The organism is Silvibacterium dinghuense (assembly GCF_004123295.1).
GTDB classification, from domain to species: domain Bacteria; phylum Acidobacteriota; class Terriglobia; order Terriglobales; family Acidobacteriaceae; genus Silvibacterium; species Silvibacterium dinghuense.
Genome location: NZ_SDMK01000004.1, coordinates 391,514 through 410,211 on the forward strand (window position 1 = coordinate 391,514; position 18,698 = coordinate 410,211).

Here is an 18,698-nt window from a genome sequence, read left to right on the forward strand (position 1 = left end):
CCGGCTTTCCCATGCTTTCGCTTGCCCTGTCGCGGGCAAATTTCCCGGACTCGGTAAATCGTTTTCTTTAAGGCAAATGGCAGCGCTTTCATTCTGGCTTTGATTTTTCCCGGAAATCCCTTTCCGGCTGGACTTGCCTCCTTCCTGCCTGCGAGGATGATGCCGCGGCTGCTACCAGTGCACGCCTGGCTCCCGGCCATAGTGCCGCGAGCCAGGAATGGCCTCCGATCGATGCAACGGGACAGGAAATGGATGATGGCATGGAAGCGGGCCTGCCGGTATCTGCTTTTGATTCCGCTCACCGCCTTTCCCGGTGCCGCGGCCGCGCGGCAGAATGCCACCATGGCCTCGCTGCCCCATCCGGCTCTTTCGCCGGATGAGGCAGCGCCCTCGGCCCAGCTGCCTGCCGCCGAGGCCGGGCTGCGCGTCGAACTGGGCAAAGCGCCGGACTCGCCGGAGCTGCTCTATCGGCTGGCGCAGGTACTGCGCGAAGAACAGAAGCCGCGCGAGTCGCTCACCGTCTATACCCAGGCGGCGCAGCGGCAGAAGCCAACCGCCGAACAGCTGCGCTCGGTGGCGCTCGACTATGTGCAGCTGGGCGATTATGACGATGCGGTGCACTGGTTGAAGATCGCGCTGGGGATCGAGCCGCACAATGTCGCGGTGCTCTACAGCCTGGGACGATGCCTCTATACGCAGAACCATTTCGAAGAAGCAGCGGCCGCCTTCCTTGCCGTGCTCAAGCTGGAACCAGCGCACCGCAAGGCAGAAGAGAACCTCGGGTTGACCTGGTATGCCCTGCATCGGCTGCCCGAGGCCGAAGCGGCGATGCGCACAGCAGTCAAGCTGGCTGGGGATGCGGCCGCATCCAGTCCCGCGGATAGCTCAGCCCCGGACCGAGCGGCTTCGGATCCATGGCCATACCTGAATCTGGGCAGCTTTCTCATCGACCAGCAGCGCTATGGCGAGGCGATGCCGTTTCTGCAAAAGGCAATCACCATCGCGCCGCAGATGGCCGCCCCGCACGAAAAGCTGGGAGAGGCATGGATCGGCGCGGGGAAACGGGCCGAGGGGACGAAAGAGCTGGAAATGGCGCAGACGCTGGACCCGAAGAATCCGCAGATCCACTTCGAACTGGGCCGGGCCTACTGGAGCGCAGGCGAAAAAGAAAAGGCACGGGCGGAGTTCGCACAGAGCCAGTCGCTCTACGGCACGCACAGCAAGACAGACTAGGCCGGGACTGGCCGTCCAGGCCTTTCGCTTCGCGTGGCGCTCCCGCTGGCCGCGATCCGGCATAGTGGCCGGGTGCCCCACCCATGACAGGCAGTCGGTCATGGGTGGGTCTCACACCGATCCAAAAGTAAGAACAGGGTCTCCACATCTCGAGTCCGGCGTCCAACATCCTTCGCTGGCCGGATGGGCGTAGTGGGTGTCTCGATACGCGGCGCATGGCAGGAACAGCTTCGCTATTCTAATCGGACTTAATTGGTCGCATATTGCGCCCCGGCTGCGGGCGCGGATGCGGGAGACGAGGCGAAGAAGCGATGGCCCACCTGCAGGCGAAGACGGTACGGCTCTGGTACCGGGTGCATAAGTGGACGAGCCTGATCTGCACGGCGCTGCTGCTGGTGGCCTGCGTGACGGGGCTGCCGCTGGTCTTCCACGATGAGCTGGATACGCTGCTGGAGCCGCATGCCAGAGCGGCATCGGTGCCCGAGGGAACACCGCGGGCGAGCGTGGACCCGATGCTGGCCGCGGCCGAGGCGCGCTTTCCTGCTCTGCATCCGTTCTCGATTGCGTGGGACGACGATGAGCCGCGCGTCTTCGTGAACATGAGTCCGGTGGACCAGCCGAAGGACGGCGAGGTCAAATCGATGATCTTCGATGCGCACACCGGCAGTCTGCTCGAGGTGCCGCAGGATCGCTTCGACCTGACGAGCTTTCTGCTGCAACTGCACAGCGAAATCTTTCTGGGGCTGCCGGGCGAGCTGACGATGGGGCTGATGTCGCTGACCTTCGTGATCTCGCTGGTGTCGGGTGCGCTGGTCTATGGGCCGTTCATGCGGCGGCTGGACTTCGGCACCTATCGGCGGGAGGGAGCGCGGCGGACGCGGTGGTTCGATCTGCATAACCTGCTGGGCATCGTGACGCTGACGTGGGCCTTCGTGGTGGGAGCGACGGGCGTGATGAACGCACTCTCGGCGCCGCTGTTCGGCCTGTGGCGCGCGCAGACACTGCCGCAGATTCTGAAGCCGTATCACGGCAGGCCGGTGCCGTCGCACTTCCGCCCGGTGCAGGCCTCGGTCGACGCGGTTGCGGCTTCATTGCCGCAGATGGAAGTCGCAGCGGTGCTGTTTCCGAACAAGGTCTTCGGCAGTCCGCGGCACTTTGTGGTGTGGGCAAAGGGCAAGACGCCGCTGACCTCGCGCATGGAGACGCCGACGCTGGTGGACGTGGAGACAGGCGCGCTGATCCACACCGGCGGCCTGCCCTGGTATCTGCGCGGGCTCGAGCTCTCGCGGCCGCTGCACTTCGGCGACTACGGCGGGCTGCCGCTCAAGATCCTGTGGGGGCTTTTCGATGCGGTGCTGATCGTAGTGCTGGTGAGCGGCGTGTACCTGTGGCTCTCGAAGCGGAAGACTCCTCTGGAGCGCGATCTGAACCGGCTGGTGGAGCGGGAAACCCGCAAAGAACTGCAGGAGGTACACGTCGCATGAAACCGGCTGCGAAGCTGACAGAGGTGTATCGCATACCGGCGGTACTGGCCGCCATCACTGCCGTGGGACTGCTTTCGGCCCTGCTCGGCGACGGGGTGTGGGATGCCCTGTCGTGGCTGCTGCTGGCAGTGCCGGTGGGGATCATCGCGTACTGCATGGGGCGTCCGCGCTAGGTCGTATCGACATAGAGCCATAAGAAAGGATTGTCATTTCGACCGGAGCAGGACAGCTTTATCGTCCTGCGCAGCGGAGAAACCTGCAGTTCACCTGGGCCGGAGAAAACTGCAGGTTCATCCACTTCGCTCGCCTTACGGCTCTCTCCGGTCGGAATGACATTGCGATACATATGTCGCTCATTTTCTGTCTGGATATAGGGGGATACGGCCTAGATGTGTCCACCTAAGCCGTGACGCGATTGGTCATCCCGAGCGAGCACCGAGCCATCCCGCCCCGGCGAAGCTTGAGTGGGCCACCGTCGGGTTCGTGCCTGTGCAAACAAACCGCAGGTCCCTCCACTTCGCTCGCCTCTGGCTCGCTCCGGTCGGGATGACAAATCAGAAGAGTGCTTGTCTCCGCTTAGCCGGGCTGCTTAGCGCGCTACAGCTGTGAGCGCGGCGGATTCGGCGGCGACGGCGCGGAGATCGGCGGCGAGCTCGTCGACGCGCTCGAGCGAGGAGTCCCACGAGAACATGAAGCGGGCCGAGCCGCCGATGAAGGTGTAGAAGCGCCAGCCGCGCTCGCGGAGCGCCTTCTCGGCGGCCGCGGAGAGCTTGATGAAGACGGCATTGGCTTCGACCTTGAAGTAGAGCTCGAGGCCGGGGACGCCGGTGATCTGCTCGGCGAGGCGGCGGGCGCAGGCGTTGGCGTGCGCGCCGTTGCGCAGCCAGGTGCCGTCGGAGAGCAGGCGCACCCAGGGCGCGGAGAGATAGCGCATCTTCGAGGCCAGCTGGCCGGCCTGCTTGCAGCGGTAGTCGAAGTCTTCGGCGAGTTTGGGATCGAAGAAGATGATGGCCTCGCCGACGGCCATGCCGTTCTTGGTGCCGCCGAAGCAGAGCACATCGACGCCGGCCTTCCAGGTGATGTCGGCAGGGCTGCAGCCCAGGCTGGCGCAGGCGTTGGCGAAGCGGGCGCCGTCCATGTGCAGGCGCAGGTTCAGCTCGCGGCAGACCTCGGAGATGGCTTTGACCTCTTCGACGGTGTAGACCTGACCAGTCTCGGTAGGCTGGGTGATGGTGACGACGCGCGGCTTGGGGAAGTGGATGTCGTTGCGGCGCGTGGCCAGCGAGCGGATATCCTCGGGCGTCAGCTTGCCGTCGGACGAGGGCACGGCCAGCAGCTTCGAGCCGTTGGAGAAGAACTCGGGCGCGCCGCATTCGTCGGTCTCGACGTGGGCGGCGTCGGAGCAGATCACCGAGTGATAGCTCTGGCAGAGCGAGGCCAGCGCCAGCGAGTTGGCGGCGGTACCGTTGAAGGCGAAGAAGACCTCACACTCGGTTTCGAAAAGGGCCCGGAAGGCATCGGCGGCGCGGGCGGTCCAGATATCGCCGCCGTAGGCGGGCTCGTGACCGTGATTGGCCTCCTGCATGGCCTGCCAGGCCTCGGGACAGATTCCTGCGTAGTTGTCGCTGGCGAATTGCTGAACGTGGTCGGCCATGCCGGGGAATACACCTCTCAAGCGTCATTCCATCAGGAGCGCAAGCATGGTGCGGTGAGGAACCCGATGGTTGCCGGAACGGCCACATCCCTCAGCGAGGACGCCACCTTGCCCGGGAGCAGGTTGGCGTTGAGCGCACCGGCTCAACTCTTGATGACCTTCCAGAATAGATGACTGCGAAGGCGCGTGCAATCAGGGCTCAGGGCTCAGATAAAAATCCCACGTCTCAACGGCGAGACGTGGGGCACCCGGAGTTCTTCCCTCTTTCAAGAGAACAAAATCTCAATCGCGACCAGAGGAAGCGGAGGCCGAAGGCGATTCGCTCGGCGCGAAGCCGCGTACCTTCCCACCCAAGCGGAGCTTGGATGGGGCACCCATTTTCGTTTTCACCGCGCAGGTCCCACATCTCGAACAAAACGAGATGTGGGGGCACCCGGGGTTCTACATCTGCACCTATTCCCTGCACCCTGTTTCCCGGCTCAGCAGGCGGCTCCGGCGTTGGGGTTGGGAAAGGTATCGACGTTCTCGGCGTCGCTGAGGTCGAGGCAGGCGAAGTCCTTTTCGAGGATCACGTCGAGCGTGCCCTGGGGCGCGATGTCGAGCGTGGCGTAGATGCCGACCTCCCGGCCGCCGGTCCAGCGCTCGATGACCGGCTGCGGCACATGCACGGTGACCTGTCCCGCGGTGTAGCGCACGGCCATCTCCGGCGCCGACGCGTCGGGAATGAGCGCATAGGCGAGGAAGGCCTCGGGCTGCGGCGCGAAGCGGACGATCTCGCGGACCGGCTCACCGGCGCGGAGCTTTGCCGCCTCGGAGACGGCGATGCGGAGGCGGATGCTGTTGCCCTTGATGCGGAGTTTCATACGAGTCCTTTCGCCTGCTCTCGATCAGGCGATGAGCCTTTCTGCTCCATGGTAGATGTTGCAGCGATCGTGGCGCAGGAAGGCGAGCAGGGTGATGTCGAACATGCGGGCGACGCGCACGGCGAGCGATGACGGCGCGCCGATGGCGACGACGATAGGGATGCCGGCCATGACGCTCTTCTGCAGCAGCTCATAGCTGGCGCGGCCGGAGAGCAGCAGAACCTTGTCGCGCAGCGGCGTGAGGTCGTCGAGGAACATGCGGCCGATGAGCTTGTCGAGCGCATTGTGACGGCCGACATCTTCACGACAGAGGAGCAGCTGCCCTTCGGCATCGAAGAGCCCCGAGGCGTGGATGCCGCCGCTGTGCGCGAAGCCGGTCTGCGCGGCGCGCATCTTCTCCGGCAGGGTGAGGAGCATGGAGACAGGCACGCGAACGCTGCTGCGGACAGGCGCGGGGCAGACCGAACGCAACGCAAGCAGCGAGGCCTTGCCGCAGACACCGCAGCTCGAGGTGACGTAGAAGTTGCGCTCGACCGAGGGCAGGCGCGGCTGCGCTTCGGCGGTGAGGCGCACGAGCACGACATTGCGCGCCGAGGCTTCGTCGAAATCACCGTCCGCCGGGGCGGACGCGCTTTGCAAGGCGGCACGCGACTGCGCGAGATAGAGAATTTCCTCGATATCAAGAGAATCGGCGAGGATGCCCTCGGTCATGAGGAAGCCGGCGGCGAGCGCGAAGTCGTCGCCCGGCGTGCGCATGGTGATGGCGATGGACTTGCTCCGGCGCTGATCGGCAGAACCGTATTCGAGACGGATTTCGAGCGGCTCCTCGAGAGCGACCGCGTCGGTCTGCGCGGTGAAGCGGCCATCTTCATAGCGAAGGATGCGGATATTGCGATCGGCTTCGCCGGACGGTACATCCGCCGGAACTGCGGGATCGATAGCCATGCACTCTATTGTGACGCAAGGGTGGACTGCTGCGCGCAGGGCGACCCGCCTTCGGGGATTGGCTGTCCAGGCCTTACGCCTTCGGCCTGCTGCGCGCTGGTCGCGCTCCGTGTCCGCACGGACAGGAGAAACCGCAGGTCCCTAGACTCGCTGCGCTCGCTCGGGATGACAGTTTTTTGTTTGTCAGGGAATCGTGCTGCCCCACTCAAGCCAAAACCGGGCTTGAATGGGCTACCCGTCCACTGTTTTTGTTTGACAGGGGTCGTGCTCTCCCACGTCTCAGAATCGAGACGTGGGGCACCCGGGGTTCTACACCCTATTCCCTATACCCTATTCCCTACACCCTCGCTCACCGCGCGCAGCGGAAGCCGATGTTCGACGTGGAGCTGTCCGGGGTATTCGAGGTGCGGGCGGCGACGCGATAGCGGTTGCAGTAGGAGGCGTGGCAGAGGAACGATCCACCCTTCATCACTTTGGCTTCACCGTTCGCAGGGCCGGTGGGATTGGGCTGCGGGTTCGCAGCCTGCTCCGATGCGGTCGCGGGGCTGAACCAGTCCGCGCACCACTCCCACACGTTGCCGACCGGCGAAGAGAGGCCGTAGCCGTTAGGCGGGAAGGCATCGACCGGGCTGGTACCGCTGTAGCCGTCCTCTTCGGTGTTGTGATTCGGAAACTGCCCCTGCCAGATGTTGCAGAGATGTTTGCCGTCGGGCGTGAGCTCGTCTCCCCAGGGATAGAGCTTCTGCTCGAGACCGCCGCGCGCGGCGAACTCCCACTCGGCTTCGGTGGGCAGCCGCTTCCCTGCCCACGCGGCAAAGGCCTGCGCGTCGCTCCAGGAGACGTGCACCACGGGATGATCGGCGCGGCTGTCGATGTTCGAACCCGGACCTTCGGGCGCGCGCCAGGATGCGCCGAAGACCTGGCACCACCAGGGCGCGGCGGCAGCAGTGTCGGCGACCAGCTCCGCAAAGCGCTCGCGGGGCAGATGCAGCCAGAAGACGAAGGACCATTGATAGCGCTCGGCCTCGGTGAGGTAGCCGGTGGCCTCCACAAAGCGTGCGAACTGCGCGTTGGTCACCGGCGTGATATCGATGGCGAAGGGCGAGAGCTCGACGGGACGGATCGGACCTTCGCCGTCAGCAGGAAAGCCGTGGGGGTAGTCGGTGCCCATGAGGAAACGTCCGCCGGGGAGGGGAATCATGGCGCCGGTTTCCGACGCCTGTGCCGCAGGAGCGAGCGCAGGGATGAGCGTGACGAAGTTGGAGGCTCGGCCGGGGGTGCAGCAGCTGGGTTTGTCTTCGCTCATGCTTTGGGGCTCATGTGTCTTCTTTGGATGATATGCCGGGTGCCCCACCCATGCCCGAAGCTGGCATAGGTGGGGCACCCGAGGCAGTGGGTGTATCAGGGCACGACTTCAGTCGTGCCGCAGGGTGCCTGAATGCAGGGGCTTCAGCCCCTGCACGAGCCAGATCTCAGGGGCTAAAGCCCCATTTCCAAGATCTTTTTTATGGCACGGCTGAAGCCGTGTCCTGATACAAGCTCCCTGCAGTCCTGTTCGCGGTGAAAACAACCGCGGTCCCTCCACTTCGGCCGGGATGACGGAGTGTATCTGGTGGATAGCACGATCCCACGTCTCAAAATCGAGACGTGGGGCACCCGGCAACACTCCCGGATTGCGACCAGCGGGAGCGGAGGCCGAAGGCGAAAGGCCTGGCCGGACAGTCCTAAAACGTGTATCGGGCCGCGACCTGCAGCTGGCGCGGGTTGGAGGCCGAGGTGATCTGGCCGTTGAGGCTGTTGCCGACGACGGCGGTCGGCGCGCTGAGGATGGGATGGTTCAGCGCGTCGAAGGCATCGAGGCGGATGTTCAGGTTCGACTGGTGCCAGCGCGTGATGGGGAAATTGCGCTGCAGGCTGAGGTTGAGCTGGTCGGTGCCGGGCGCGCGCAGGCCGTTGCGGCTGGCGTTGCCGAAGGTGTACGAAGCGGTATCGACATAGCACGCGGTGTTGAACCACTCGGTGGTGGTGTGCGGCGCGTTCCTGTTGCCGTTGCAGAGCTGCGTGGGCCGCGTGAGTGTGCCGGCATTGGCTGCGTCGTAGCTCATGCTGGGCGTAAAGGGCAGGCCGGTCTGATAGCTGTAGATCGGCGAGAGCGCCCATCCGCCAACCACGGTGGAGAGCAGGCGCGCGTTGTTCAGATATGCGCGGCCGCGGCCGAAGGGCAGCTCCCACACGCCGCTGAGCACGTAGCGCAGGCGCACGTCGTTGTCCGATGAGGCGTAGTTGGCGTTCTTGTCGTAGTTGTTCTGGATGGTGTCACCCGCGCCGCAGGTATCGCAGAGATCCATGGCCGGGTTGATGATGTCGAAGGCGTGGCCATAAGTGAACGAGTTCAGGAATCCGATGCCGTGCGCGAAGCGCTTTTCGAGCTTGGCGGAAAGGCCGTTGTAGTTGCTCGCGTTCCAGTTGCCGACGGTCTTCACCGGCGCATCCGTGTACTTGGCCAGCGGACGGCGCGAGGCCACGGTGGTGGAGTTGAGCACGGTGGGCTGGTTGCCCTGGCCGAGGCCGACGAGCTGCACGCCGTGGTTGCCGACGTAGTTGGCCTCGAAGAGCAGGCCTCCCGGCAGGAGCTTCTGCACGCTCAGGCTCCACTCCTCGACGTAGGGCATCTGGAAGTGCAGCGGCCAGCTGACCAGCGTGGAAGTCGCGCTGGGCACGAGCGTAAAGTCAGAGGCTGAAATTGCCGTGGGACGCGGGATGGAGGCCGTGGAGCTGAGCACGAAGCCGGTGGAGGGATTGAGCTGATCGCTGCTGATGGTCTCCGATCCATAGCCGTAAAAGGGCGGGTTGTCGGTGAGACGATTGGTGACGCCGGTGCCCTCGTCCTGCGCATAGAAGATGCCGTAGGAGGGGCGCACGGTCATGTCCTTCACGCCGGGCACGCGATAGGCGAGGCCGATGCGCGGAGCGATGTTGTTCGTGTCGCCGTAGAGCAGGCCGCGCGGCAGGCGGCTGTCCCCGGAGAAGATGAGCTGGCCGTAGAGCGGGCTGTCCTGGTCGAGGATGAAGTTGCCCATGTGATTCTGGGTTTCGATGTAAGGCGCGGCGTACTCGTAACGCAGGCCGAGATTCAGCGTGAGCGAGGGCGTGACGGTCCACTGATCGGTGACGTAGCCGCCGAGGAACCAGCCGCGCTCGATGGCCTCGGCCACGGTGCCGGTGGTGAGAGTATCCGCGTCGCCAAGGAGCAGATCGGCGACGGCGTTGCCGGTGCTGCTGCGCGCGCCGGGGTTCTGGGTGAAGACGCCGTCGAAGCCGAAGGTGCTGCGGCCGTTCGAGGCTGCGAAGGTGGTCGGGCGGATGAGCATAAACTCGCCGCCGGTCTTGAGCACGTGGCGTCCGATGGACTTCGAGATGTTATCCGACCAGTCCCATACGCCGGAGGACTTGCGCAGCGGCGCGTTGCCGCAGCAGCCGGCCATGGCGCCGAGCTGGGCGTAATTGGAGACGCTGAAGAAGGGCGTGCCGCTGTCGATCTGGGAGTCGAGGCTGCCGGTGATGATCGGGTCGCGGGCGACGGTGCTGTCGGAGTCGATGGAGATGGACGTCCATGAGAAACGGAAGTCGTTGATGAGCGTAGGGCCGAAGATGCGCGTGTAGCCGACGCCGACCCCCGAAGAGTCGATGTTCTGCTGGCCGGGGTCCTGCGCGGGAGCGGGCAGCGTCGCATCCTGCGAGGTCACGGCATTGACGCGCGAGTAGCGGGCAAAGGCGCTGTCATTCGCACCCAGCTGCACGTCGCCGCGCACCACGCCGTTGCGCTTGTCGATGCGCTCGGGAACATTGCGGCGATAGAGGTCGCCGCCGTCATTGGGCAGCGGGTACCAGTCCACCAGCTGCTGGCCGATGGCGTTGATGCGCTCATTGGGGATGTTGTTCTGCGCGAACTGCGTGCGCGTGGCGGTGGTGCCGGTGCCCTCGGTGGTGCTGGGATCGTAGATGGCCGTGGTGCCGAAGTCGCCGGCGCGCTGCAGCGCCGTCGGCACGGTGGTGCTGGAGGTCGACTCCACGCGATCGTGATAGCCCTCGTAGGCGCCGAAGAGCCATGCGTGATCCTTGCGGATAGGGCCGCCGAGCGAGCCGCCGTACTGGTTGAGCACCAGCAGCGGATTCGAGGTGGCGAAGTAGTTGGTCGCGTTCAGCTCGTTGTTCTGGATGAACTCATAGGCCGAGCCGTGAATCTCATTGGTGCCGGATTTTGTAATGGCGTTGACGACCGCGCCGGCCGAGGCTCCGAACTCGGCGGAGAAGTTGCTGGTCTGCACGGTGAACTCCTGCAGCGCATCGATGGGCGGACGCACCATGTCGCGGGCATCGTTGTCGAGACCGCGGAGGTAGTTCACGTTGCGCGCGCCGTCGAGCAGGAAGGCATTCTGCAGGCCGGAGTTGCCGTAGGCGACGAAGGTGAGGTCGCGTCCCGCGGCCTCGGGCGTGGTGCCGGGGATGGTCCTGGCCGCATCGAGATAGTTGCGTCCCTGCAGCGGCAGCTCGGTGAGCGTGCGCGAGGAGACCACCTGCGCGATGGTGTCGGACCTGGTCTCGAGCAGCGGTGCGTCGCCGGTGACGGTGACGACCTGCTCCGAGCGGCCGACGGAGAGCGCGAGGTTGAGGCTTACGGCTTCGCCGGTGGAGACATTCACGGCATCGCGATGGATGGACTCGAAGCCGGGCGCGGTGACATCCGCGTTATAGCGGCCGGGCTGCAGCGAAGGCACCTCGGCGATGCCGTGATCGTTGGTCTCGAGCGTGCGGACGACGGCGCCGGTATCCGTACCGACGATGGTGACCTGTGCATGGTTGACCGTGGCTCCGGTGGAGTCGGTAACGACGATGCTCAGGCTGCCGGTGGAGGTCTGAGCGAAGACGAAATGCAGAGAAGGAGCAACAAGCACTGCAAGCGCGAAGGCGGCGATGCGGCCGCGAAATGGGGTAGACATAAAGCCTCACAAAAGGTGAATCGGGTGGAAGGGCAACCGGGCAGGCGTCCCGCCCGGTTTGCGGGAATGCGCTCAGGCCTGGCTACAACAGCTCTCCGGCGCAGGGACAACGGATGCGGACCGCCGGGGCGGATCGGGCACGGTGATGGTGTCGCCCAGCTCCTGCTGCATGGCGCGCAGGCGCGCAACGAGCTGCAGCTTGAGCTCGTCATGCTGCGGATCGTCGCTGAGATCGTGCATCTCCCATGGGTCCTGAGCGAGATCGAAGAGCTGATAGCGCTCGATCTTGGGGTAGTAGATGAGCTTGTGCGTTTTGGTACGGACGCTGCGCTGCACCGCCTCGAGCCAGCCGAACATCGCGTCATACATAGGCTGGGGCTCGCCATGCAGCATGGGCACGAGGCTGGGGAAGCCGACGGTTTCGGGCACGGAGACGCCGGCCAGCTCGCAGGTGGTGGCGAACATCGAGTGCTGGTAGACCATCTCGTCCACGCGCTTGCCCCTGGGGATGGTCGGCCCGGCGAGGATCAGCGGCATGCGCATGCTGCACTCGTACTGGTTCTGCTTGCCCATCAGGCCGTGCTCGCCGACGGCGAGGCCGTGATCGGCGGTGAGGATGACGTAGGTGTTGCCGGCCTTGCCCGAGGCTTCGAGCGCGTCGAGGATGCGGCCGATCTGGCGATCCATGTGGGTGATGATGGCGTAGTACTCGCGGCGATGCGTCTGCACATCGAGCTCGGTGCGCGGAAAGGGCGCGAGCAGCTCGTCGCGCGTCTTGTGCTCGCCCTGGTCGAAGGGATGCTCAGGCAGGAAGTTCGGCGGAATGGCAATCTTATCCACCGGATACATATCAAGGAATTCCTGCGGAGCCTGGCGCGGATCGTGCGGCGCGTTGAAGCCGACATACATGAAGAAGGGTGTCTGGCGATGCGCGACCTGCGTGGTGAGGTGCTCGACGGCGGCATCGGCATAGAGCGAGCTGGAGTGCTCGATCCTGCCCGGCTTCTCGTTTTCAACCAGGCTGGTCATGAGCCAGTGGCCCTTGAGCTGCTCGTTCGCGGGGTCCCAGTGATTGCCCGGCGCGGGGCGGTTGTACATATCGCTGGTGGAAGGCAGATAGCCGGGGCCGACCGGCCCCTGCTCCGCGAAGGAGCGCTGCAGGAAGACGGCATCGAGATGCCACTTGCCGGTGATGTAGGTGTCGTAGCCGGCGGCGCGCAGCGTCTGTCCCCAGGTGGCAACGTCGCCGGCCTGATTCTCATTGCTGATGGCATGCGCCTTGAAGGTGGTGAGGCCGGTATTCAGCATGGTGCGGCTGGCCACGCAGACCGCGCCCGTCCACGAGCCCTGGTGGAAGCAGTGCGTGAAGGCGCAGCCGCGCGCCGCCAGGCGATCGATGTTCGGCGTGTGCACCTCAGGGTTGGTGAGGCTGCCGATGGTGCGAAACATGAGATCGTCGGCAATGAAGAAGAGGAAGTTCGGACGATGGTCGGCATTCCGCGCACTGGACTTCTGCGCGGCGGCGAGAGGAGCGTTTGCGAGCGTGCCGGCGGCAACAGCGGATGAGGCCATGCCCAGGAAGTGACGACGATTCATGCTGCGTACCTCTAAGGGTTTCGAAGCGGAGCGCAAAAAAACTCCGGCTGCAGACAAGAGAAAACCCGCCTCGCGATCAGCGAAAGGCGGGCGGAGAGATCGTGCTCGAAATTCGAGCCATGTCCATCTACAAACTCGCGGAGAAAGAGACTCCTCGGCTGCCCGCACGCCTGGAGGCGCGACAACAACAGGATTTCCGACAACAGGACATGCTTCGCTTTTACTATCCCGGCGCGACAGGCGTCAACGGCTGCTGCGCGCAGGGCGGGACTGCCGTCCGGGCGTTGCGCCTTCGGCCCCCCCTCCCTTTGGTCGCGGCGCTGGCCGTGCGGCCTTTCGCCTTCGGCCTCCACTCCCTTTGGTCGCGGCACTAACCGCGCGGCTTTTTGCCTTCGGCCTCCGCTCCCTTTGGTCGCGGCACTGGCCGTGCGGCCTTTCGCCTTCGGCCCCCGCTCCCTTTGGTCGCGATTTGGAATGTACCGAGTGGAGACGGAATCGGGTGCCCCGTCCAAGCTCCGCTTGGGCGGGAAGTACGAACTTCCCCGGGTGGCCCGTACAAGCCTTCTGTTGGCTTGTGTGGGGAAGCACGAACCTTCGCGGTGCATGACCCACATCTCGAACAGAACGAGATGTGGGGGCACCCGGTGCCGCAGGTCCCTCCACTTCGCGAGACAAAAACGTCTCGCTTCGGTCGGGATGACAACGTGAGAAAAGACGTTAAAACTCCACTCTTGCGGAGAACTGTGCGAGGCGCTTGTTGGTGAGCAGGGTGGTGGCCTGTCCAAAGTTCTGCGGGTTGTCGAGCGTGGAGCTGATGGAGTGCGAATCGAAGCGCACGCTGTTTGTGATGTTAAACATCTCCCAGCGGAACTGGAGATTGGTCTTCTTCGTGATAGGGAAGGTCTTGTCGAGACCGGTATCCCAGGAGAAGTAGCCGTCACCGCGCATGGGATTGCGTGTGCCGGACTCGCCCGGCAGCGCATGATCGAAGGCCGCGAAGACCGCAGCCGGATCGGCAAAACGCTGCGTGAGATGACCGCGCGCGGCAGCCTTGCCCGAAATCTTCGCGATCTGCTCCGCCCATCCTTCGATGTCCCAGTTCGTCGGATAGTAGGCTCCGTTGTCCATCATGAAGGGGAAGCCGCTCGTCCAGCGAAGAATGCCGGTGGTCGTCCAGCCGCCTACGAACTCATCCGTGAGCCGGTTGGCCGAGGCGAAGAACTTCTTGCCGCGGCCGACGGGAATATCCCAGATGTAGTTGGAGTTGATCTGGTGCCGCACGTCGAAGTCGGAGACGCCGTAGAGCTGGTTGGGCATCCAGCTGTTGATGATCTGCGCGTAGTTGGTCGCGCCGGAGGTAGCCAGGCGCTCGGACTGCGAGGTGAGATCCATCGATTTCGAGAGCGTGTAGTTGAAGTCGGCCTCGAGCCCCGCGCCGAAGCGCTGGCGATAGACGGCTTCGAGCGCGTTGTAATTCGAGTAGCCGATGGAACGCCACGCATACAGCGCCGAGTACTGATCGTGATAGAAGCGATAGGACGGATACGTCTGATTCGGGTTGACACCCGCGCCGCTGAGCGAGTCCGGCACGTCCAGCTCATAGAGCGCGTAGGTCTCGTTGTAGATGTTCTGCTGAAAGATCTGGTAGACGTTCTGCGTCGCGGTGACGGCGCCCGCTCCATAGCCGAGATCGACACCGTTCAGCGCAGAAAAGACCTGCTGGAAGTAAGGAATCTCTCCCACCGCGCTCACCGGGGTGCCGGAGCGGGAGAGCAGCGCGAGCTGGCGCGCGGCGGCGAAATACGTGCTGCCGGCCGCGGCCATGTTGGTCGGCATGGCCACGTCCTCCTGCGTCAGCAGGCGATGCGCGAAGCGGCCGACATACGAGAGCTCCAGCGACGAGCCATTGCCCAGCTCGCGGCCGATGGAGAAATCGACCAGGTGCGAATACGGCGTCTTGATCGCCGAGTCGAGCCCCCAGCTGATGGCGAAGTCCGTGCTCGCGGGCGTAGCGGGAAAACCACCGGCGGGCGCGGCGGGCAGAATGCTCGACGGGATGTCATAGAGCGTGGTGAAGCGCGGCGCCGTGCCGATGTAGACCGAGCCCGGCGAGTTGGAGAGATCGGACGAGAGACCGTAGGAGCCGCTGGTGTCGAAGGTGTTCACCGTGGCCGCGCCGAAGTGATCGAAGACCAGCGAGTAGCCGCCGCGGATGCTGGTCTTGCCGTTGCCGAAGATGCGATGAAAGAAGCCCGACTCCGGCATGGGGCTGAAGGCGAAGGCGAAGCGCGGAGCGAAGTCGCCCTTCTCCGGCGTCCAGAAATCGGGCTTGTGGTTGTAGCGGCCGTTCAGGTCGAAGGAAATTTCGCCGACATTGTTTGCCGCCTCACCCGCAGCCGCATATGCCGCGCTCTCGTCGTAATACCTGCTGAGCGAGAAGGGCTGGCAGACACCGTTGCTCATCATGCAGGAGCCGACCTGCGTGCCGGTCTTCTCCGCCGGGGTCTGCAAATAGGAGTAGCGCAGGCCGTAGGTCAGGGTCAGGTTCTTGAGCGCCTTCCATGAGTCCTGCGCGTAGAACTCGAACTCCTTCCAGCCGTAGTCGCGCTTGACCGGCGCGCCGATGGCCAGCGCCGTGCCTTGCTTGTCGTAGTTGTAGATCGCGTCGCCCTCGGTGAGGATGCCGGTGATGCCGAGCAGCGCACTGTTGTACTCATTGCCGTAGTTGGAGAAATCGACGGCCGGGAAGCCATAGACCGGCGGATCGAAGGGGCCGCCGCTGTTAGCCACGGTCGAGCCGTTCGAGAGCCAGCCCTGGTTCATCTGCGCGTCGGGGAAGGAGTCCTCCGTGCTGTTGCGGCGATCGTCGATGAGGCGGATATTGCCGCCGAACTGCAGGTTGTGCGTGTGCCGGGTCCAGGAGAGATCGTCGACGATGTTCTGCACCGGAATGATGTAGGAGAGCGAGCGGCTGAAGGATTCCGGCTCGGCCACCGCGGCGAGATAGACCTCCGGCTCATTCGAGATGCCGGCGTTATCGACGCCCTGGCGCGTGAGGCCGTAGCGGAAGTTGTTCACCAGGTTCGGAGTGATCAGGAACGTATAACCCGCGGCGAAGCCTTTGTTGTTGGTGAGCGTGCTGGTGGATGCGGGCTGGCCGGGAAAGGCCGGCGCAGAGGGCTCATCGTCATTCTGCAGGTTGCCGCGCCAGAAGGCGGTGTGCCTGCCGTTCGAGGTGATGTTCCAGTCCAGGCGGGCGATGTAGGTGTTGTAGCTGCGCTTGATGGTGTAGGGGAAGCGATAGCCGATGGTATTCAGGCCGTCGCCCTGCGTCGTGTCGTTGCCTGCGGGATAGGCGTTGAAGATCTTGAGAATCGCCTGGTTCACACCGATGTTCTGCGGGTCCATCGACTGGATGTCGGCGGGAGTGAGCAGGTAGGTCTGATCGGCGCCGGAGGCATTCAGATATTCGTACTGCAGATTGCCGGCACGATAGGAGCTGGTAGGCACTGCGCCCGCGTTCACGCTCTCGCCCTCGGTGTCGCGCTGGCCTTCGTAGTTCAGAAAGTAGAAGGCCTTGTTCTTCAGGATGGGCCCGCTCACAGCTCCGCCGAAGACGTTGCGGATGAGCTTGGGCGGCGTGTTCGGCTCGCCGGCGGCAAGCTGCTGCTGCTTGTTGAAGAAGTCGTTCGCTTCGAAAAGATTGCTGCGGTTGTATTCGTAGAGCGCGCCGTGCAGCTGGTTGCCGCCGCTGCGCGTGACCAGCGCCACCTGCGCGCCGGAGGAGCGGCCGGCATCGGCATCGGGATTGCTCGTCGTCACGCGGAACTCGGCCACCGAATCCTGCGTGACGCGCAGCACGCTGGTAAAGGCGTAACCGTTGTTGACATCGTTCACGTCGACGCCGTCGAGGGTGATGTTCGACTGGTCGCTGCGTCCGCCGTTCACCGCGCCGCTGCGCGAGTCGCTCGCGTTGTTGCCGACGGCGTTGGTGCCGTTCTGATCGTCGGTGCGGCCCATGTACGTGACGCCGGGCTGGAGGCTGAGCAGATCGGGCACGTTGCGGCCTTCGATCGGCAGCGACTCCACCTGCTTGCCCTGGAAGGCATTGCCCATGGTCGCGTCGGTGGTGTTCAGCACCGGCTGCACGTTGCTCGTCACCTCCACCTGCTGGGTCACGGCGGCCACGCCCAGCGTGACGTTGAACGTCGCCGGCTGGCTCACCAGCAGGTCCATGCCGGTCTTCTCCGCGGTCTGGAAGCCACCCATGGAGACAGTGAGGTCATATCGGCCGGGCTTGAGCTGCGAGAACTGGAATTCGCCGCTGCTGTTGGTCGTGTTCACACGCGTGGCGCTGGTGGATTCCAGCGTGAGCTTGACGGTCGCGCCGGGGATGATGGCACCGCTGCTGTCGGTCACACGGCCGCCCAGAGAGGTCGTTGCCTGCGCCATGGCGTAGCGACAGGCAGTAAGAAGGAATACACCGATCACGAGAACGTAGAAATGCTTTCTGAAACGCATGGAGGCCTCTCAAAAAGAAAACTGATCTGCGGGGAAGCGTTCTTACAGACGCGTGCAGTGTTTATATCCAAAACACCCCGTGGGATGAAGCTTTTATTGCATCCCCACGAAAAATCCTGCTGCGCGCAGGGCGATACCGCCTTCGGCTCCCGCTCCCTCTGGTCGCGAGCGTGCACCGGTGGGAATATCGACGGTGGCCCATTCAAGCCCGCTGTTGGCTTGAGTGGGGAGAAGCTGCTGCGCGCAGGGGGACTGGCCGTCCGGGCGTTGCGCCTTCGGCTCCCGCTCCCTCTGGTCGCGAGCGTGCACCGGTGGGAATATCAGCAGTGGCCCATTCAAGCCGGTTTTAACTTGAGTAGGGGAACAAGCGCCCCTCTCTGCCTGATACCGTATTTGCAGAAGAAATCTGCAGAATCGAAAAATTCCCGCATCCTTGCACATTTAACCGTCATCTGTTGAATAGACAACATGCGTCGTGGTGGAATGCACTCAGGCGTATGTGATGTGATTGCATATGCCGGAGGAAATATCCATGTCTGTCCTGCTTCGTGTCGATTCGAGCCCGATGTTCGCGGCTTCCGTCTCCCGTCATCTCACCGACCAGTTTGTCGAGAAGTGGTCGGCCAAGCACCACGGTGGCCAGGTGGTCACCCGCGACCTGAACAAGACCGAGCTGAAGCCTCTGACCGCCGAGTGGGTGGCCGCAGCCTACACGCCGGAAGAAGCCCGCACGCCGGAACAGAAGCAGCTGCTGGCGCTTTCCGATGAGCTGGTCGCCGAGATCGAAAAGGCCGATGAGCTGGTGATTGGCCTGCCCATGCACAACTTCAGCATCGCCGGCGTGACCAAGCTGTGGATCGACCTGATCGCCCGCGTAGGCAAGACCTTCTCCTACGGCGCCGAAGGCCCCAAGGGTCTGCTCAAGAACAAGAAGATCACCTTCCTAGTGGCCACCGGCGGCAAGTACGATCCGGGCACCGCATATGAGTCGTTCAACTTCGTCGAGCCGTATGTCCGCACCGTCTTCGCCTTCCTGGGCGTGACCGATGTGAAGTTCATCACCGCCGGCGGCACCGCCGCGCTGCGCAATCCCGAGACCAACCGCGAAAGCTTCCTGCAGCCATATGAAGAAGCGGTGGCCGCTCACCTGGGCTAAGCCTGCGCCTTACTGCTGGACACAAGAGAGGGCCGCGCAAGCGGCCCTCTCTTTATGTTTAGCCTGAAACGATTGTTGTGGCACCCCACCCGGCTTCTTGCCGCTGCGAGGAAACAGCAGGTCCCTCCGCTGCGCTCGCCTGCGGCTCGCTTCGGTCGGGATGACAGGTTTTTTATTGGAAAGCGAAGCTTTCCAGAAACAACAAAGCCCGGCCAAAAGGCCGGGCTTTGTTGTTTGTAACCGTAA

The 18,698-nt window shown here is 63.9% G+C and carries 12 protein-coding genes and 1 riboswitch; of the genes, 4 read left to right on the forward strand and 8 right to left on the reverse strand.

Going from position 1 to position 18,698, the window contains the following annotated elements:
* Positions 1–252 precede the first annotated feature (252 nt).
* From ESZ00_RS17730 to ESZ00_RS20160, 3 genes are all read left to right on the forward strand, one after another.
* The gene (locus tag ESZ00_RS17730; RefSeq protein ID WP_129209726.1) at positions 253–1,233 is read left to right on the forward strand and encodes a tetratricopeptide repeat protein; all 981 of its coding nucleotides are present in this window, start codon (positions 253–255) and stop codon (positions 1,231–1,233) included.
* Between the two features lie 311 nt (positions 1,234–1,544).
* Positions 1,545–2,717, forward strand: coding sequence for a PepSY-associated TM helix domain-containing protein (locus ESZ00_RS17735; protein ID WP_129209727.1), 1,173 nt, complete (start codon positions 1,545–1,547; stop codon positions 2,715–2,717).
* On the forward strand, positions 2,714–2,890 hold the full coding sequence (locus ESZ00_RS20160) for a hypothetical protein (protein ID WP_164981603.1): 177 nt from the start codon (positions 2,714–2,716) through the stop codon (positions 2,888–2,890). Before ESZ00_RS17735 ends, ESZ00_RS20160 begins: the two co-directional genes overlap by 4 nt.
* On the opposite strand, the gene ESZ00_RS20165 is transcribed toward ESZ00_RS20160, so the two are convergent.
* The 8 genes from ESZ00_RS20165 to ESZ00_RS17770 form a co-directional block, all read right to left on the reverse strand.
* Positions 2,887–3,063 carry a hypothetical protein gene (locus tag ESZ00_RS20165; RefSeq protein ID WP_164981604.1) on the reverse strand — a complete coding sequence of 59 codons (177 nt, stop codon included), beginning with the start codon at positions 3,061–3,063 and terminating at the stop codon, positions 2,887–2,889. The two genes, ESZ00_RS20160 and ESZ00_RS20165, sit on opposite strands and share 4 nt — an antisense overlap.
* Positions 3,064–3,306: 243 nt before the next feature.
* The gene (locus ESZ00_RS17740) at positions 3,307–4,371 is read right to left on the reverse strand and encodes a threonine aldolase family protein (protein ID WP_129209728.1); all 1,065 of its coding nucleotides are present in this window, start codon (positions 4,369–4,371) and stop codon (positions 3,307–3,309) included.
* 56 nt (positions 4,372–4,427) lie between these two features.
* A riboswitch (SAM-I-IV-variant riboswitch) is annotated at positions 4,428–4,533 on the reverse strand.
* Between the two features lie 317 nt (positions 4,534–4,850).
* A complete protein-coding gene (locus ESZ00_RS17745; RefSeq protein WP_129209729.1) occupies positions 4,851–5,234 on the reverse strand; it encodes a DUF7009 family protein in 384 nt (127 codons plus the stop codon).
* Between the two features lie 24 nt (positions 5,235–5,258).
* Positions 5,259–6,179, reverse strand: a complete 921-nt coding sequence (fdhD, locus tag ESZ00_RS17750) for a formate dehydrogenase accessory sulfurtransferase FdhD (protein WP_129209730.1) — start codon at positions 6,177–6,179, stop codon at positions 5,259–5,261.
* Between the two features lie 349 nt (positions 6,180–6,528).
* Entirely contained in the window at positions 6,529–7,485 is a 957-nt protein-coding gene (locus ESZ00_RS17755) for a formylglycine-generating enzyme family protein (RefSeq protein WP_129209731.1), read from the reverse strand.
* Between the two features lie 418 nt (positions 7,486–7,903).
* Positions 7,904–11,179 carry a TonB-dependent receptor gene (locus ESZ00_RS17760; protein ID WP_129209732.1) on the reverse strand — a complete coding sequence of 1,092 codons (3,276 nt, stop codon included), beginning with the start codon at positions 11,177–11,179 and terminating at the stop codon, positions 7,904–7,906.
* A gap of 72 nt (positions 11,180–11,251) precedes the next feature.
* The gene (locus ESZ00_RS17765) at positions 11,252–12,775 is read right to left on the reverse strand and encodes a sulfatase family protein (RefSeq protein WP_129209733.1); all 1,524 of its coding nucleotides are present in this window, start codon (positions 12,773–12,775) and stop codon (positions 11,252–11,254) included.
* 717 nt (positions 12,776–13,492) lie between these two features.
* A complete protein-coding gene (locus ESZ00_RS17770) occupies positions 13,493–17,296 on the reverse strand; it encodes a TonB-dependent receptor (protein ID WP_129209734.1) in 3,804 nt (1,267 codons plus the stop codon).
* A 532-nt stretch (positions 17,297–17,828) separates the two neighbouring features.
* Here ESZ00_RS17770 and ESZ00_RS17775 point away from each other — a divergent pair.
* Positions 17,829–18,452, forward strand: coding sequence for an FMN-dependent NADH-azoreductase (locus ESZ00_RS17775; RefSeq protein WP_129209735.1), 624 nt, complete (start codon positions 17,829–17,831; stop codon positions 18,450–18,452).
* Positions 18,453–18,698 lie beyond the last annotated feature (246 nt).

Bases quoted from the DNA above. Each gene is read 5' to 3' on its own strand.
- ESZ00_RS17730 (WP_129209726.1), top strand. From the start codon at position 253: ATGATGGCATGGAAGCGGGCCTGCCGGTATCTGCTTTTGATTCCGCTC.
- ESZ00_RS17735 (WP_129209727.1), top strand. From the start codon at position 1,545: ATGGCCCACCTGCAGGCGAAGACGGTACGGCTCTGGTACCGGGTGCAT.
- ESZ00_RS20160 (WP_164981603.1), top strand. From the start codon at position 2,714: ATGAAACCGGCTGCGAAGCTGACAGAGGTGTATCGCATACCGGCGGTA.
- ESZ00_RS20165 (WP_164981604.1), bottom strand. From the start codon at position 3,063: ATGTATCGCAATGTCATTCCGACCGGAGAGAGCCGTAAGGCGAGCGAA.
- ESZ00_RS17740 (WP_129209728.1), bottom strand. From the start codon at position 4,371: ATGGCCGACCACGTTCAGCAATTCGCCAGCGACAACTACGCAGGAATC.
- ESZ00_RS17745 (WP_129209729.1), bottom strand. From the start codon at position 5,234: ATGAAACTCCGCATCAAGGGCAACAGCATCCGCCTCCGCATCGCCGTC.
- fdhD (WP_129209730.1), bottom strand. From the start codon at position 6,179: ATGGCTATCGATCCCGCAGTTCCGGCGGATGTACCGTCCGGCGAAGCC.
- ESZ00_RS17755 (WP_129209731.1), bottom strand. From the start codon at position 7,485: ATGAGCGAAGACAAACCCAGCTGCTGCACCCCCGGCCGAGCCTCCAAC.
- ESZ00_RS17760 (WP_129209732.1), bottom strand. From the start codon at position 11,179: ATGTCTACCCCATTTCGCGGCCGCATCGCCGCCTTCGCGCTTGCAGTG.
- ESZ00_RS17765 (WP_129209733.1), bottom strand. From the start codon at position 12,775: ATGAATCGTCGTCACTTCCTGGGCATGGCCTCATCCGCTGTTGCCGCC.
- ESZ00_RS17770 (WP_129209734.1), bottom strand. From the start codon at position 17,296: ATGCGTTTCAGAAAGCATTTCTACGTTCTCGTGATCGGTGTATTCCTT.
- ESZ00_RS17775 (WP_129209735.1), top strand. From the start codon at position 17,829: ATGTCTGTCCTGCTTCGTGTCGATTCGAGCCCGATGTTCGCGGCTTCC.